The organism is Segatella copri (genome assembly GCF_015074785.1).
GTDB lineage: Bacteria > Bacteroidota > Bacteroidia > Bacteroidales > Bacteroidaceae > Prevotella.
Window position 1 is genome coordinate 1739399 of sequence record NZ_CP042464.1, and the last position, 15424, is coordinate 1754822.

Consider the following 15424-nt stretch of genomic DNA (forward strand, 5'->3'; position numbering starts at 1 on the left):
AATTAGAATTCTATTCAAACATGCGTTCCCATTGCTGGAAGCGTTTTACTCCTTCCTCTCCGAACTTCATGAGACTTTTTTCTGCTTTCTCAATTGTTTTTTCCCGGTCGAGGTGAGTTTTGCTGAAGAATTTATCAGCGTAGCAAATCACCTTCTCTTCCATGGTTTCCGGCAGGAAATCCTGATGTGGCAGGGGCAGGTTCTGTGCTATGATCTGTGCCTCTGTAATGCCTGCACCGGTATGGCGCTCACATACGCGGGCATGTCGCTCATATCCTTCCTTGCGCAGGATTTCTGCTCCCAGTCGTCCATGGCAGATGTAGGGCTGCGAGCCGAAACACTGTATGCCTGGGGCATCGGTCATGAAGATGCCGAGGTCGTGGAGCATAGCTGCTTCTTCGATAAACTGGGCATCGAGTTGCAATTCGGGATGATACGAAACAATCTGTAGCGCTTTTCGCGCTACAGATTGGCTATGTGTGATGAGGATATGCCGAAGCTCATTATCCTCAGGATAATACTTATCAATAATAGCTTGATAATTCATCGTTTTTATAGTTTATAATTTATAGTTTATAGGACATTCCTGCTCCAAGCAAGTTTGCTCAACGGCGCAGCCTCTATAAACTATAAACTTTTAACTATTAACTATTTTCCCGCTCGATGTAAGCGATAACATCGCCCTTGCGCACCTTGCTGCTCTGCTTGGCATTGATTTCTACGAGCTTGCCGCCCAATGCAGCTGGGATGGTTTCAAACTCGCCCCAAGGAGCCTGGATATAGCAGAAGGCATCACCTTCTTTATATTCCTTGCCGATGTATGGCTCTACAGCTGGCTGGCACTCGCCCTCGCCCTGGAATTCCCAGAAGAGCTGGCCGGCTACTGGTGCCACGATGGCATCTGCCTTGGCGTGCTTGAACTCTGCAAGCTGTGCAGGAGTAAGGGTTGTACCGAGCTTGGCATCCTTTGCCTTCTGAAGGTCGGCCAGGAAGTTCTTCTTTGCCTGTCCGCTCTTGTAGTTGCGATACTGCTCTGGGTGCATAGCGAGCTCGAAGAGTTCCTCGTCGTCCTGACCGTAATCCCAACCGTTCTCGTCCATCTCCTTCTTGAAGTCGTCGAGGGCATTAGTAAGCAATGTGTGAGCATCTACGTCGGTAAACTCGCGGCCCTGCTTCTTGGCGAGCTCTACGAGTTCTGGGTCGATAGTTCCAGGAATCTTACCGCTCTTACCGAGAATCATACCCCACATAGAGTCGTCCATCATTACGAAGCGGCCCTTGCCCTGCTCCATGGTGAGGAGGTTCATCAGTGAGATGTTCTTTACATACTGGCTGAATGGGGTTACCAATGGAGGATAACCTACGCGTGGCCATACATACTCTACCTCGTCGAAGAGCTTGATGAGCAGGTCGTCCATAGACAACTCTTCCTCACCCTTCTTCTTGCGGATGTTGTTGATGGTCTGACGCATACCGCCGAGGTCTGCCATCATAGAACCCATCATACCGCCAGGGAGACCGCAACCGAGCAACAATGAAGACATGATCTTGTTACCTGGGTTGATGAAGTAGCCAAGCCACTCGTCGATGAACTCCTGAGTCATAGCACGAGCCTTCATATAAGCACTCATGTTGATTTCAGGTACCTCGAAGCCCTCGTTCTTCAGCATGCTGATAACTGAGATTACGTCTGGGTGAACCTTACCCCATGACAATGGCTCGATGGCTGTATCGATGATGTCGGCACCATTGTTGCAGACCTCGAGGATAGAAGCCATAGAGAGACCAGGACCTGAGTGGCCGTGATACTGGATGATGATCTCAGGATACTTGTCCTTAATCATCTTGGTGAGTTTGCCGAGGAATGCTGGCTGGCCGATACCTGCCATATCCTTCAAGCAGATTTCCTCTGCACCGGCAGCGATGAGCTGGTCGGCGATGTTCATGTAATATTCCAGGGTATGAACAGGAGAGTTGGTGATACAGAGTGCACACTGTGGAGTCATGCCGCCCTCCTTGGCCCACTTGATAGAAGGAATGATGTTGCGCACATCGTTCAGTCCGTCGAAGATACGTGTGATGTTGGTACCCTGCTTAGCCTTTACCTTATACATAAGGGCGCGCACGTCGTCAGGCACAGGATACATACGAAGAGCGTTCAATCCGCGGTCGAGCATGTGAGTCTTGATACCCACCTCGTTGAAAGGTTTGCAGAATGCGCGTACGGCATCGTTAGGGTTTTCACCTGCCAGCAGGTTAACCTGTTCGAAGGCACCGCCGTTAGTCTCTACACGGCTAAAGCATCCCATTTCAATGATAACTGGGGCAATTTTAGCCAACTGATCCTTGCGTGGCTGGAACTTACCAGAGCTCTGCCACATGTCTCGATAAACGAGACTGAACTGAATTTTCTTCTTCATTATTCTTGTTCTTTTTCTTTATATTCGATGTATGAATTAAATTCCAAGGTGCAAAATTAGACAAAAAAATCGAGAAATCGTCCTATTCGCCTCTTTTTTTATATTTATTATGTAATTTACTTCAATATTTCCTTCTTCATCTTACTGTTCAGCTTCTCGGCTGCAGCATGGGCCTTGGCGTTGGCCTTCATCGCATTGAGCGAGCGGTGGAAACCCTGGATGCGGCCCTCACGATCAGAGAGGGCCAGACTGTCGCCCTTCATATATACAAAGGTGAAGGTATCGCGCTTCGTCTTTTCGTTGATCACCACGCCATCCAGCTCGCGGTGGCCCTGCACCAGAATCAGTTTGCCGTTATAGGCATGCCATTCCGTATACTGAGGCACATCAGGATATTCTACCGGGCTGTCGTCGTCCACATCTTTATTTATCATCACCCTGCCCACGGCCATCGCCTCGCTCATTCGCTTCAGGGTGAAGCCATACTGGCGCGGCACCATATAGGTTTCTACGATGCTGTCGGGCATATTGGCAAGGATTCTCGCCTGCTGGCGCTTGCTCAGATGCGATACATCGCGCAGCTTCGGCATCACCGGATAGGTCCAGGTGGCCTTCAGCTGGTCCAGGTCTATCACCATGTCGGCACGGTTCTTCTCATCCTTCTCCTCGCATGGCATCACGCAAACCCAGTCGCCCACCTCTATATCTCCAAACACCTGATGGTTGCGAGTGGCATCCAGAATGTTGTATCTTACGGGGTCGCCGCCTCCGTTGGGCAGCAGCACCAGCGCGGTATCCGAGCAGCCCAGGCAGGCAAGTCCGTAGATAGCCCTGTCGCCCTTTGCCGGTTTCGAGAGGCTGATGGCGAGTTTCGAATTGTCCATACGTGGTGGTTTCTTTCCCCGGTGACATGCTGCGAGGGTTGTGGCGGCCAGCGCCAGTGTGAGTATTGTCTTGACTTTCATCTTTCTATTCATTATTTCAGATGCAAAACTACAACTATTTTTTGGAAGAGCCAAATATTGAATCGTAAAATAATTAAAAAAATAGGTGATATATTTTGTAGTGTCTCGATTTTGCATTACCTTTGCAACCGTTTTTTGGGATCAACATCCCCCTCGTCCTGCCACACACGCCGGATGATGAAAAGAAATAGGACCAACTCAAGAATTATATGCAACAAGAGAATATGACAGACAAGACAAATACACACGCTCTCCCGGCATGGACCGAGGTAGAGTATACCGCATTATGCAAAAACCCGTACCTGTTAACCCCATTCTTCATCCCTAAGGAGGCGAAGTGCTTCACGTGCCGCGAAGATGGCACGAGGGAAGAAGAAAGAATGGTTTTCCTCGTTTTCAAATCTACTGCAGCCCCTGCTGATGCCGAATGGGAAGATGATCCTGTTCCGGGCGAGATGTGGGTGCGCGCGCTGGGCGATGACGATGAGGAGATTGAGCCTGCCAAGGTGATTTACCTGGGTCAGGACATCGAGGATTTCATCCGTGTAGCCGCTGAGGACGACCAGACCATCACCTTCGATTTCTGGTGGCGCCACGGCGAGGTGAAGGTGGAGAAGGCTGAGAAGACGGATGACGGATTCGTATGCCGCAAGGATGATTTCGGCGATGACGGACTGGCTGTTACCCTGATTCCTGAGGACGGCGGCAATCCGGTTGTCCTCCGTCTTCAGATTCCTTACATAGGTTTCTCGCTCTACGATGCCGAGGGCAACAAGGTGCATGGCGAGCTGAGCATTCCGCAGGACAAGGTGGATGACTACACCTACGAATTTGTGGGCGATGACAGCAACGACCGTTTCACCCTTCAGCTCGACAGCAACAGGCTGGTTTACATGTGTGTATTGCGCCATGAGGACCATCAGCTGGTGGTTCGCAACCAGCGCGACCGTCTTTCGGTAGTAGATCAGATTCCTACCGAGGGCAAGCTTTCTGAGTTGCTGATGAACACGAATTCTGCGCTCATCAAGAACAGGAATCACCGTTGGCGCATTCAGATTGAGGGCACCACGCTGTCTCACGAGGTTGAGTTGAATGTGGATGCAGCCTCTCTGGTAGCGTTTGCTGAGGAGCAGATGCAGAAGGGCATGGAGATTGACGAGCTGGGGCAGCATCTGATGGCATTGGAGCAGAAGTATCATTTCCAGTGGTTCTGGCTGAATGAGGATGACTGGAGTCATGACAATCCGGTGTTCGACATGTTCATGAAGCAGCTTTGTGCCTTTTCGTATGTCAGTCAGAATCCTGTTCAGGCAGATGCGTTGATGGCAAGGAACTACAAGCGTAAGATTCGCCGTTACAGCAGTATGCTGAAGGCTCACAAGCGTGGCGAGTTGAATCTTTTTGAGGAGAGTGATGAGGTGCGAGCCGAGTATCTCCGCATCTTCCAGGGTTTCCACCAGCCTTTCGTAGAGGCTTTTGAGAAGGAGGAAGAGGAATAATCTTTAAAGTTTTATCCCTCACATCCCTCACTTTTTCTCTTCTCAAAATGTTAATCATCTGATAATAAGAGAATTATCTATTTAGGAAAGCGTGATGGATGGATAAAATGTTTACAATATCCATCACGCTATCCATCACTAATAGCCTTCATCTATCACGTTTTTCAGCTTATCTTCTTGCAAAAAGCAAGAAGATCTTTGCAGAATATGGTTATGGGACCTGGCGAAAACGGACCACACGTTGTGCTGCGCTGACTCACAGATATTACTGCGTCGGGGTACAGATATTACTGCGTCGGGATACAGATATTACTGCGTCGGGATACAGATATTACTGCGTCGGGATGCAGATATTACTGCGTCGGGGTACAGATATTACTGCGTCGGGGTACGGATATTACTGCGTCGGGGTACGGATATTACTGCGTCGGGGTACGGATATTACTGCGTCGGCTAGCGCAGACGTATCCGTAGGCTTATTGAGACGGCTGAATTCGCTGACTGAACTACTTGAGTTAGCAAACTGAACTACTTGAATAGCCCGACCGGGATAAAAACAAAGCGGGCGGACCTCTTTTCACGAAGAAGGCCGCCCTGTTTCCTAATTAAACTTTGTTTTGCATTAAAGAAATGCAATGCTTGAGCAAAAATATTTTTATTTCTCTATCAGTCCCTCTACATACTTGCAGAGGATACCGATGCCCTTGAGGTTTTCGCCACCCTGAGGAATGATGATGTCAGCATAGCGCTTGGTGGGTTCGATAAACTGCTCGTGCATCGGCTTCAGGACCTTGAGGTATCGGTCTACCACCATCGATACGGTGCGACCCCTGTCGATGGTATCACGCTGAATGTTGCGTATCAGGCGCTCATCAGCATCGGTATCCACGAACACCTTCAGGTCCATCAGGTCTCTCAACTTCTTGTCCACCAGCGTCATGATGCCTTCGATGATCACAACCGGCTTGGGGTCAACGTGAACCGTTTCCGGTTCACGGTTGCATTTGATATAACTATAGGTGGGTTGCTCTATCGCTTTGCCAGCACGCAGATCAGCGAGCTGCTGGTGCAAAAGCTTCCAATCGAATGCCGACGGGTGGTCGAAGTTGATCTGATGACGTTCTTCCTCGGTCATCTGCGAGGTATCGTTATAATATGAATCGAGGGGCACCACAGCCACATAATGAGGCGGCAGCACTTCTACGAGTTTTTTCACCACAGTGGTCTTGCCGGAGCCTGTACCTCCCGCAATGCCAATAACGGTCACTTTATCTTTCATATTCTTTCTTCTTTCTATAAAATTTCATCAAACATCTTGCGGTAAAATTCAGCTTTCTTCTCCACTGCCATAGGATAGGCACGGGAACTGGAGGGCATGCGGTACAGACGGAGTCTGCGGCCCTCGAACTGGAATTCTGCATAGCCTCCCATCTCAGGCTTTTCCTTGATACCGAAGTGTTCTGAAAATACCTTCGTGGCAAGCTGGCCGGCTGTGAGCACCGCCCTGCAATGGGGCAGCTGGCGGAGCATGCCGTCGAGATTGGCGGGCTGCACTATCTGCAGATCCTTATCGGATGCCGTATTCTTGGTGCGTATCACCTGCTGTGCGGTATCATAGATGGCGACGCCCTTCTCCCCGAGAAATTTCTTAATAGCATCGAGGCGGTAGGTCTTCTTCTCTACATCCACGAAATGGAACTTATCCTGGAAGTAGATAATTCCGAATATCCTCCACATATCATTCTGGAAGTTGGGATAATACCAGGGCATGCACCACCGCTTCTCTGCAGGCGGAAACGTGCCGAGCATCAGCAACTTGGCATTGCCCGGCAGCCACGGCTCAAAAGGATGATTCTCAACCATTCAACTGTTAACTATAAACTCTTAACTATCAACTAAATCAAAGCTTTTCCTTCACCAGGTACATCACTACCGGCAGGTGATCGCTGTAGCCGTTAAGCCATCTGCCGCCTGCCTTGGTACGCAAAGGAGCACCCTTGTACTGACCCTCCTGCTGAATGAGGTAATCGCGGCGGAAGATGTGGTTCTTCCAGAACTTCAGAGAACTGTAGTCCTTGTTCTTACTATCCCTGTTCAGGAGATTAGGCGTGATGACAATCTGGTCGAAGAGATTCCATGAACCGCTGTAGAACAGGGTTCCCTTGCCCTCCTTAGCCAGGATGTTGTACCATGGATTGTACATATCATCGGCACCCACCTCGCTGATTTCAGCCTTCGCCTTCAGCACCTTGTGCATGCTGGCGTTGGTAGGATCATCGTTCATATCACCCATCACGAACACTTTCATCGCCGGGTTCAACTTCAGCAAACTGTCTTTTACCACCTTAGTCTGGCGCGCTCCGCTCTCGCGATAGAACGAACTGGAGAAACGGCTTGGCCAGTGGCATACGATAACCGCCACATCCTCGCCCGCCAGCTCACCACGTACGGTGAAGAAACCACGGGTCTTGTAGGCAGAATCCTTGGCGAGTTCCTGTACGTAAGGCACCAATCGGGTATTCTTCACCGTGAAGAGTGCCGGATTATAGAGCAGCGCACAGTCGATGCCTCGCTTATCGGGACCCTCGATATGGCAGAACTGCATATTTCTTGCCTTGAGAGGTGGCTGCGCGGTGAGATCTTTCAGCACGTTGGCATTTTCAACCTCAGACAGACCGATGAAGGCACAGCCCACGTTAGGCAGCACATCGGTACCCATGTCGGCAAGTGCACGCGACATATTCTTGAGTTTATTGGTATATTTCATACCATTCCATCCCTTAGCAGGGAGATACTCATAATCATTCTTACCGGCATCATGACAGGTATCGAAGAGGTTCTCCTGATTGTAGAAACCTACAGCATACACTTGAAACTGCCTGTTGCCTGAAGTCTGCGACTTTTTTTTCTGTGCTGTAGCGCCCAGCCCTATCATGAGGAGGGCAGCCAGCAAGAGCAATTGTTTTCTCATACAATATTAATTATTAATGTATACCTTATTATATATGTATTTCTTAAATTCATAAGGAAATACGCAGCAAAGATACCTAAAAAACCGGAAATATCTCCATAAAAACGAATAATTTTTCAGTTTTCATGCATTTTTAACATAAATAACTTCTCTTTTAAAAAAAATTTTTGTTACTTTGCAGCACTAATAATTATTTTTGATCGGGACAGAAGACACAAGACCAGAAACCATGATAAGTCCCCCTTACAGTTTACCTAAACAAAATCCAACGGGACTATAAATATATCATCACTGCTCAAAGAAATCACTGTTGCCGATCTATTAATATTTAAAACATATAAACTATGCAGAAGAAAGTAAACTTAGCAATGTTAGCGCTCTTCTCGTGTTCATTGGCTATGGCTCAGAACGAAAAGACTGACCAGAACGTAGCACAGGGACTTGACGAGAATGCTTTCACCTTCTCCGAGGCACAGTTGGGCGAGGACGATGACATGTCATCCAATGTCACCATCCTCAATTCTACCAGCAACGTATACGCGAGCCAGGCAGGTTATCTGTTCTCGCCTGCACGTTTCCGCTACCGTGCCTTCAACCAGAAGTACAACGATGTCTATATCAACGGTGCTTCCATGAACGACATGGAGACCGGACAGTTCCGTTTCTCCAACATCGGCGGTTTGAACCGATTCTCCAGGAACGTAGACTTCGCCCTGCCTTTCGAAGCCAACGGCTATTCGATGACGGGCATGGCAGGCTCCAACAACTATGATTTCCGTGCCGGAAGCATGCAGGAAGGACAGTATGCCAGCGTAGGTGTTGCCAACCGCAACTATACCCTGCGCGGACTCTACTCCTACTCCAGCGGTTTCAACGAGAAGGGATGGGCCATTACAGCCGGTCTCACCTACCGCTGGGCTAACCAGGGATACGTAGAGGGAACCATTTACAACGCCCTCTCCTATTTCTTCGGTGTACAGAAGAAGTGGATGAACGGCCACTCGCTGAGCTTCTCTACATGGGGTAACCCGACAGAAAGAAGCACCCAGGGAGCATCTACCGACGAGGCTTACTGGCTGGCAAACGACTACCAGTATAACCCATACTGGGGATACCAGAACGGACACAAGAGAAACTCACGCGTAGTGAACGACTTTGCCCCTTCTGCCATCGCTACATGGGACTGGGAAATCAACGACCAGATGAAGCTCACCACATCGGTGTTCGGAAAATACTCTATGTACAAGAGCACCAAGCTCAACTACAACAACGCAGAGAATCCACAGCCAGACTACTGGAAGAACATGCCATCTGCCAACTACTATGTATGGGGCGACTACAAGAACGGCAACAACATGTATACCTGGGAAAACTGGAACAACGCCGTAAACTACTGGCAGGCAAGCAAGCAGAACCGACAGATTAACTGGGACCGCCTGTACTATGCCAACCAGCAGGCAGCCAAGAACGGACAAGATCTGCTCTACTATGTTCAGGCTAAGCACAACGACAACCTGACCCTGACCCTCTCGTCCGTGCTGAACACCAAGCTGACCAAGAAATCGAACCTGGCTACGGGTATCATGCTCGGAAAGAGTACCAACCAGCACTATCAGACACTGGAAGACATGCTGGGCGGTGCCATCTTCCACAACATCAACACCTATGCCCTGGGCGATTATCCTAAGACCGACCCACGTGTGCAGTACGACCTGAACACAGCCGGTCCTAACAACACAGGCAAGCTGGTTTACGAGGGTGACAAGTTCGGTTACGACTATCGCATCGACGTGAACAAGGCAAACGCATGGAGCACCTATACAGCCGAATTCTACAACATGAAGGCGATGCTGAGCGGACGTATCGGATATACCGGAATGAACCGCCGCGGCTACATGCGCAACGGTATGGCACCGAACAACAGCCAGGGCAAGAGCGGCACAGCCAACTTCCTGGACGGTGGCGTAAAGGGAAGCCTGAACGTGGATATGGGCAGAGGTCATGCCTTCAGCATCGGAGCCGGATACGAGCTGCGTGCGCCGATGGCAAGCACAGCCTTCATCTCGCCTGAAATCAGCAACGACTTCGTGACTAACCTCAAGAACGAGCGCATCTTCAGCTCTGAATTCAGCTACCTGTATCGCAACGCATGGCTGAGTGCCAACGTGAGCGGTTACTACAGCCGACTGGAGAACGTTACGGAATGGCAGAACTTCTACAACGATGATGAGAACTCATTCACCTACGTGAGCATGACCGGACTGAAGAAGGAATACTATGGTGTAGAGGTGGGCGCTAAGTTCAAGCTCACATCATGGCTCGACCTGAAGACTCTGGGCGCTATGAGCGAGGCGAAGAACATCAACAATGTAAACGCCGTATACATGCTCTCAAAGAGTGCTGAGGTTTACCAGGACAAGGCTTACGTGATGAATATGCGCGAGAGTGGCACACCGCTCACAGTGGGAAGCATCGGTCTCGATGCCCACGTAAACGGATGGTTCGTCAACCTCAATGCCAACTACTACGACCGCATCTACCTCTCTTATTCTCCAAGCTACAGATATGAGAAGGTGCTGACCAACCGCCAGGCTGCCTACAAGGCATTCCCTGAAATCTTTGCTCCTACTACACTCGACGGTATGAGCTGGACTGAGGATGCTGTAGCCCAGGAGAAGGGTCACGGAGGATGGATGGTTGACCTGAGCATAGGCAAGAGCGTGAGACTGAAGAAGGGATCTCTCAACTTTAACCTCATGATTACCAACCTGCTGAACAACCAGACCATCGTAACAGGCGGATATGAGCAGAACTCTCGTTCAAGCTATACACTGGATGCTAACGGCAACGTGAAGAATCCACGCCTCTACCAGTTCTCTAAGAATCCTAAGAAGTATTACACCTGGGGTACCAACGGCATGTTCCAGGTATCTTACAGATTCTAAAGAGCAGTTTCTCTATAACAATAAAAAGAAAGAACAATGAAAAAGATAAAATTCATAGCATTGGCATTCCTGGCACTGACCCTGGGGTCGTGTATGGGCGACGGTTATGCTGACCCAGACCTGACCGAGAAGGTGCCTGCAGCTCCATGGGGCAACAACAGCCTGAGGGAGAAGAATGTGATCAGCATAGCAGATTTGAAGACCCAGTTTGCTACGGTTATCAACAGCGACAATGGCTACAAGCAGATTGAGAAGGACATGATGATCAAGGCGGTAGTGACGGGCAATGATGTCAGTGGCAATATCTACAACCAGGTGAGCGTACAGGATGCATCCGGCGCTATCATCATAGCCATCAACGGAAGTGGTCTGTCGGGTTATCTTCCTGTTGGTCAGGAGATTCTCGTAAACCTGAAGGGTCTCTATATCGGAAGTTACAAGAAGTTGCCTCAGATTGGCGGTGTGAATACCAAGCTCTCAGACGGAAGTCTGGGTATGGGAAAGATAGAGCGTGCTATCTGGAACGAGCACTTCAAGATTCTGAACCCTGGCGAGGCTGATGCAAGCACGGTAGTGCCAGAGGAGTTTGACCTGACAAAGCTTACTGATACAGACTATATGAATGCTAACGTGGGCAAGCTGATGACCCTGAAGAAGGTGAAGTTTGCCTCTGCCAACGGTACTAACGTATGGGCACCAGATGATACCAATACAAGCCTGGAACTGATCGATGCCGAAACGGGCAAGAGAATCAGCAGCAGCAATCTGGTAGTGCGCAACTCGGGTTATTCTAAGTTTGCCAACGAGGTGGTTCCACAGGGTGTATTCGATATCACCGGTATCTTCACCCGTTACAATAACACCTGGCAGATTGTGATTCGCAGCACAGATGATCTGAAGGCATCAGAAACAGGCGGTACATTGGAGAAGCCTTACACTGTGGCTCAGGCACTGGAGAAGATCAATGCCGGTACAGCAGGCGATGCTAAGGTTTATGCTACCGGTATCATCGTAAAGGTGAAAGATGTAGATACTGGCACGTATGGTAACGGTACATTCGTTATCTCTGACGACGGTAAGGATACAGAAGGCAAGACTCTCGAGGTATTCCGTTGCTACAACATCGATGGTGCAAAGTGGACAGAGGAAACCAAGAAAATCCTTGTACCAGGCAAGAAGGTGGTTGTATCAGGCACCCTGCTTGATTATAACGGCACCAAAGAGATTAAGGGTGGCAATCTCATCTCTATCAAGTAATTACTGATTATCAAAATAGTAACAATATTTAAAAAGACAATAATATGAAAAAGTATATATTTTCAGTTTTGATGGCGGCTATGGCTGCCTTCACATTCAGCAGCTGCGAGGATGTACCAGAGCCTTACACACAGCCTACCAAGCCTGATGCCGGTGGCACCACAGAGGGCGAGCCAAAGGGTACAGGTACTGCTGCCGACCCATTCAACAGCATTGCAGCTATCAACTATTGCAAGACCCTGGAGGCAGGCGTGGAGTCTGACAAAGAGGTCTATATCAAGGGCAAGGTAGTGAGCATCAAGGAGCAGTTCTCTACCAACTTCGGCAACGGTTCGTTCTACATCGCCGATGACGAGAGCAGCGAGAAGTTCTACATCTTCCGCTCACTCTATCTGGGCAACAAGAAATGGACCGCCAGCGACCCTGAACTCAAGGAAGGCGACGAGGTGGTAGTTTGCGCCAAGGTGATGAACTACATGGGCAACACCCCAGAGACCGTAGCCAACAAAACCTATCTGGTTTCCCTGAACGGCAAGACAGCCGATGGCTCAGGCAGTGGCGACATCACAGGCACGGCAAAGGGCGATGGTTCTGCAGCCAACCCATTCAACAGCGTGGCAGCGCAGAAGTACACCGCAGCCCTGGCATCGGGCGTGGTTTCAGACAAGGAGTTCTACATCAAGGGTAAGGTACAGAGCATCAAGGAGCAGTTCTCTGCAGGCTACGGCAACGGTTCATTCTATATTGCCGATGATGCCAACAGCACCCAGTTCTACATCTTCCGCATCTACTACTTCGGTGGCGAGAAGTGGAAGGAGGGCGATATGACCCTGAAGGAAGGCGATGAGATCGTGGTTTGCGCTAAGCTCATCAACTACATGGGCAACACCCCAGAGACCAACCAGGGCGGTAAGCTCATCTCTGTAAATGGCAAGACCAGCGGCGAGGGCGGCGGCACCGTAACTCCGAAACCAGATCCAAACCCAGGCGAGGTAACAACAGGTGAGAATGGCGGCTTCGAGAACTGGACAGACAGCAAGCCAACCAACTGGAACACCAACTCTGCCGGCAACGCAAGCCTCACCAAGAGCGAGGATGCCCACAGCGGCAAGTACTCAGTGCAGGTAGCTGGAACTAGCAACGCCAACAAGCGTCTCGGTTACAAGGAGATGAGTCTGAAGGCAGGTAAATATACTATCAAGTTCTACGCCAAGGCAGCCACAGCCACAGGTGCATCCGTATGCCCAGGTTATGTAGCCGTTAATGATGGCACCGTAGATTCACAGAACTACAATTATACCAAGCAGTATGTGAAGGTATCCAACACTGAGTGGACTTTGGTAGAGCAGGAAATAACCATAGAGAAAGATGGCACCTACAGCATCGTTATCATGAATGCCAAGAAGCCAGGTGCAGCCGTTCTCATCGACGACTTCACATTCTCACTGGGCAGCACAGCGATTATCAAGTAATTCCCTAAGTAGATATTATGTATTAGAAAAAATACTGATCCCCTCGTCCTCTACGCAAACAGAGGCGATGGGGATTTCTTTTTCTTATCCATCGAAAACATAGTTGGCAGGAGGAAACGCGAACCTACGTATTATGCTCTTTTCCAAAATATTTCTTAAAAAGAAGAAGAAATATTTGGTGGTTTCAGGAAAAAAGCGTAACTTTGCAGCCTGAAATTGATAACAGGCTATAATGGGCATGCCCCGATAAGGGACACGAAATGATGCAACAAGCATCCCCATGACGTCTAATTTTAATAACCCAATAAAAATAAAAAAGAAAAATGAAAAAAGGTATTCATCCAGAGAATTATCGTCCTGTAGTATTCAAGGATATGTCTAACGGCGATATGTTCCTCTCTCAGTCTACATGCAAGACTAACGACACTGTTGAGTTCGAAGGCGAGACTTATCCAGTTGTTAAGATTGAAATCTCTAGCACATCTCACCCATTCTACACAGGTAAGAGCAAGCTCGTTGATACAGCGGGTCGCGTAGACCGCTTCATGAACCGTTACGGCAAATTGAAGAAGTAATAATATACCTTTTTTATAAGGATATATTTATTATCGCAAAGATACTGAGTGCATTCCAGCGTAGTTGCATATACGTAGGAATGCACTTTTTTTCTCTATTCTATCCTCATGCAATCGATTTCTACATACATTATTATATAGAAAGCACTTAATCTTTAACTTCAAAACATTATCGAGAATTATGAAGCATACTAAGTTTTTTATCTTCGCGCTCGTTGCTGCGATGACGTTCTCTGCCTGCGGCACTGACGATACCCTGCAGTTCTATTTTCCTGAAAATGGCGGTAATACGGGTGGCGGTAATACGGGTGGTGGAAGCACGGGTGGCAATACCGGTGGTGAATCAACCGACAAGAACAATACAAACAAGAATGTGGCTACTGCCAACATGCCACAAGTGGTAAGAAACGCTATCGGCGGTCTGGAGTTTCCAAAGCTCAAGAACAATGGCAGCAGCTATGCCATCGTTCACATGGATAATACAACAGGTATGTTGAACTATTCTACAGAATGGGATGACAACATGAAGAGCCAGAGATGGAGCTGCTATACTTTCCATACAGGAAACACAGCATCGAACGTTGACAGATGGAAACCTGGTCAGGGCGAGCGCAAGTATCCATGGGATACGGATCTGAAAGAACAATGGGGAATTACAGATTTTACAGAAGACCCTACTCCTACAGCTCAAGGCTTTGACCATGGTCATATCTGCCCTTCTGCTGACCGCAAACTCAATCTGACACAGCAGAAACAGACATTCTTCATGACCAACATGCAGCCTCAATATGCCAATTTCAACCAGCGTGGAACATGGTATAAAATGGAGGAAGATCTTCGTACCAAAGCTCCAAAGATTGATTCTGACACCCTGTTTATCGTAAAGGGTGGAACTATCGACCCGGTAGGCAGCGAGAGTAATCTCCTGGGCTGGAAGAAGAATGGTGCTTCTAGCGAAACCCAGAAGCCAGGCTATATCCCAATACCAAAGTATTTCTTTGTAGCTGTACTGAAAAAGGAGCTAAACAAGAGCACCAACCAGTATACATACAGCGCTTTCGGCTACTGGTTCCCTCACGAGAACAAGGCATTTGAAAAAGGCGACCAGCTCGGCAACTATGTCGTAAACATCAAGACGCTGGAAGACAAAACCGGTATCGACTTCTTCTGTAATCTCCCTGATGAAATAGAGAAGGAAGTGGAAAACGTAGATGCAGAAGCTCTCAAGAAACTTTGGGGCTTTAAATAAATCAGGCTATATACAAACAAAGAATCCGCTCTCTCAAATCAATGAGAGAGCGGATTCTTGGGTTTATATCA

Annotated in this window: 12 protein-coding genes; 6 read left to right on the forward strand and 6 right to left on the reverse strand. The window is 48.7% G+C overall.

What is annotated here, in order from left to right; all coding sequences use genetic code 11:
- Nucleotides 1-10 precede the first annotated feature (10 nt).
- The 3 genes from FO447_RS07650 to FO447_RS07660 form a co-directional block, all read right to left on the reverse strand.
- The gene (locus tag FO447_RS07650) at nucleotides 11-547 is read right to left on the reverse strand and encodes an HDIG domain-containing metalloprotein (RefSeq protein ID WP_006847274.1); all 537 of its coding nucleotides are present in this window, start codon (nucleotides 545-547) and stop codon (nucleotides 11-13) included.
- Nucleotides 548-644: 97 nt separating this feature from the next.
- Entirely contained in the window at nucleotides 645-2420 is a 1776-nt protein-coding gene (locus tag FO447_RS07655; protein WP_200758333.1) for an oxaloacetate decarboxylase, read from the reverse strand.
- Between the two features lie 116 nt (nucleotides 2421-2536).
- Nucleotides 2537-3385, reverse strand: a complete 849-nt coding sequence (locus FO447_RS07660) for a hypothetical protein (protein WP_234699091.1) — start codon at nucleotides 3383-3385, stop codon at nucleotides 2537-2539.
- A 224-nt stretch (nucleotides 3386-3609) separates the two neighbouring features.
- Between FO447_RS07660 and FO447_RS07665 the strand changes: the two genes are divergently transcribed.
- The gene (locus FO447_RS07665) at nucleotides 3610-4884 is read left to right on the forward strand and encodes a hypothetical protein (protein WP_200758335.1); all 1275 of its coding nucleotides are present in this window, start codon (nucleotides 3610-3612) and stop codon (nucleotides 4882-4884) included.
- Between the two features lie 655 nt (nucleotides 4885-5539).
- Here the strand turns inward: FO447_RS07665 and udk are convergent.
- Genes udk through FO447_RS07680 form a run of 3 tightly spaced genes read right to left on the reverse strand, consistent with a single transcriptional unit; the run spans nucleotide 5540 to nucleotide 7855 of the window.
- On the reverse strand, nucleotides 5540-6163 hold the full coding sequence (gene udk, locus FO447_RS07670) for a uridine kinase (protein ID WP_117691549.1): 624 nt from the start codon (nucleotides 6161-6163) through the stop codon (nucleotides 5540-5542).
- A 14-nt stretch (nucleotides 6164-6177) separates the two neighbouring features.
- A complete protein-coding gene (locus tag FO447_RS07675; RefSeq protein ID WP_200758336.1) occupies nucleotides 6178-6747 on the reverse strand; it encodes a uracil-DNA glycosylase family protein in 570 nt (189 codons plus the stop codon).
- A 37-nt stretch (nucleotides 6748-6784) separates the two neighbouring features.
- Nucleotides 6785-7855 carry an endonuclease/exonuclease/phosphatase family protein gene (locus tag FO447_RS07680; RefSeq protein WP_200758337.1) on the reverse strand — a complete coding sequence of 357 codons (1071 nt, stop codon included), beginning with the start codon at nucleotides 7853-7855 and terminating at the stop codon, nucleotides 6785-6787.
- A gap of 344 nt (nucleotides 7856-8199) precedes the next feature.
- Here FO447_RS07680 and FO447_RS07685 point away from each other — a divergent pair, with 344 nt between their 5' ends.
- From FO447_RS07685 to FO447_RS07705, 5 genes are all read left to right on the forward strand, one after another.
- Nucleotides 8200-10800, forward strand: coding sequence for a TonB-dependent receptor (locus FO447_RS07685; protein WP_200758338.1), 2601 nt, complete (start codon nucleotides 8200-8202; stop codon nucleotides 10798-10800).
- 36 nt (nucleotides 10801-10836) lie between these two features.
- Entirely contained in the window at nucleotides 10837-12057 is a 1221-nt protein-coding gene (locus FO447_RS07690; protein WP_200758340.1) for a DUF5689 domain-containing protein, read from the forward strand.
- A gap of 44 nt (nucleotides 12058-12101) precedes the next feature.
- Nucleotides 12102-13529: a carbohydrate binding domain-containing protein gene (locus FO447_RS07695; RefSeq protein ID WP_200758342.1), complete on the forward strand. Its 1428-nt coding sequence runs from the start codon at nucleotides 12102-12104 to the stop codon at nucleotides 13527-13529.
- A 323-nt stretch (nucleotides 13530-13852) separates the two neighbouring features.
- Nucleotides 13853-14104, forward strand: coding sequence for a type B 50S ribosomal protein L31 (locus tag FO447_RS07700; protein ID WP_006847266.1), 252 nt, complete (start codon nucleotides 13853-13855; stop codon nucleotides 14102-14104).
- Between the two features lie 181 nt (nucleotides 14105-14285).
- Complete coding sequence (locus tag FO447_RS07705) at nucleotides 14286-15353, forward strand: DNA/RNA non-specific endonuclease (RefSeq protein ID WP_200758344.1); 1068 nt, start codon at nucleotides 14286-14288, stop codon at nucleotides 15351-15353.
- Nucleotides 15354-15424: the final 71 nt, after the last annotated feature.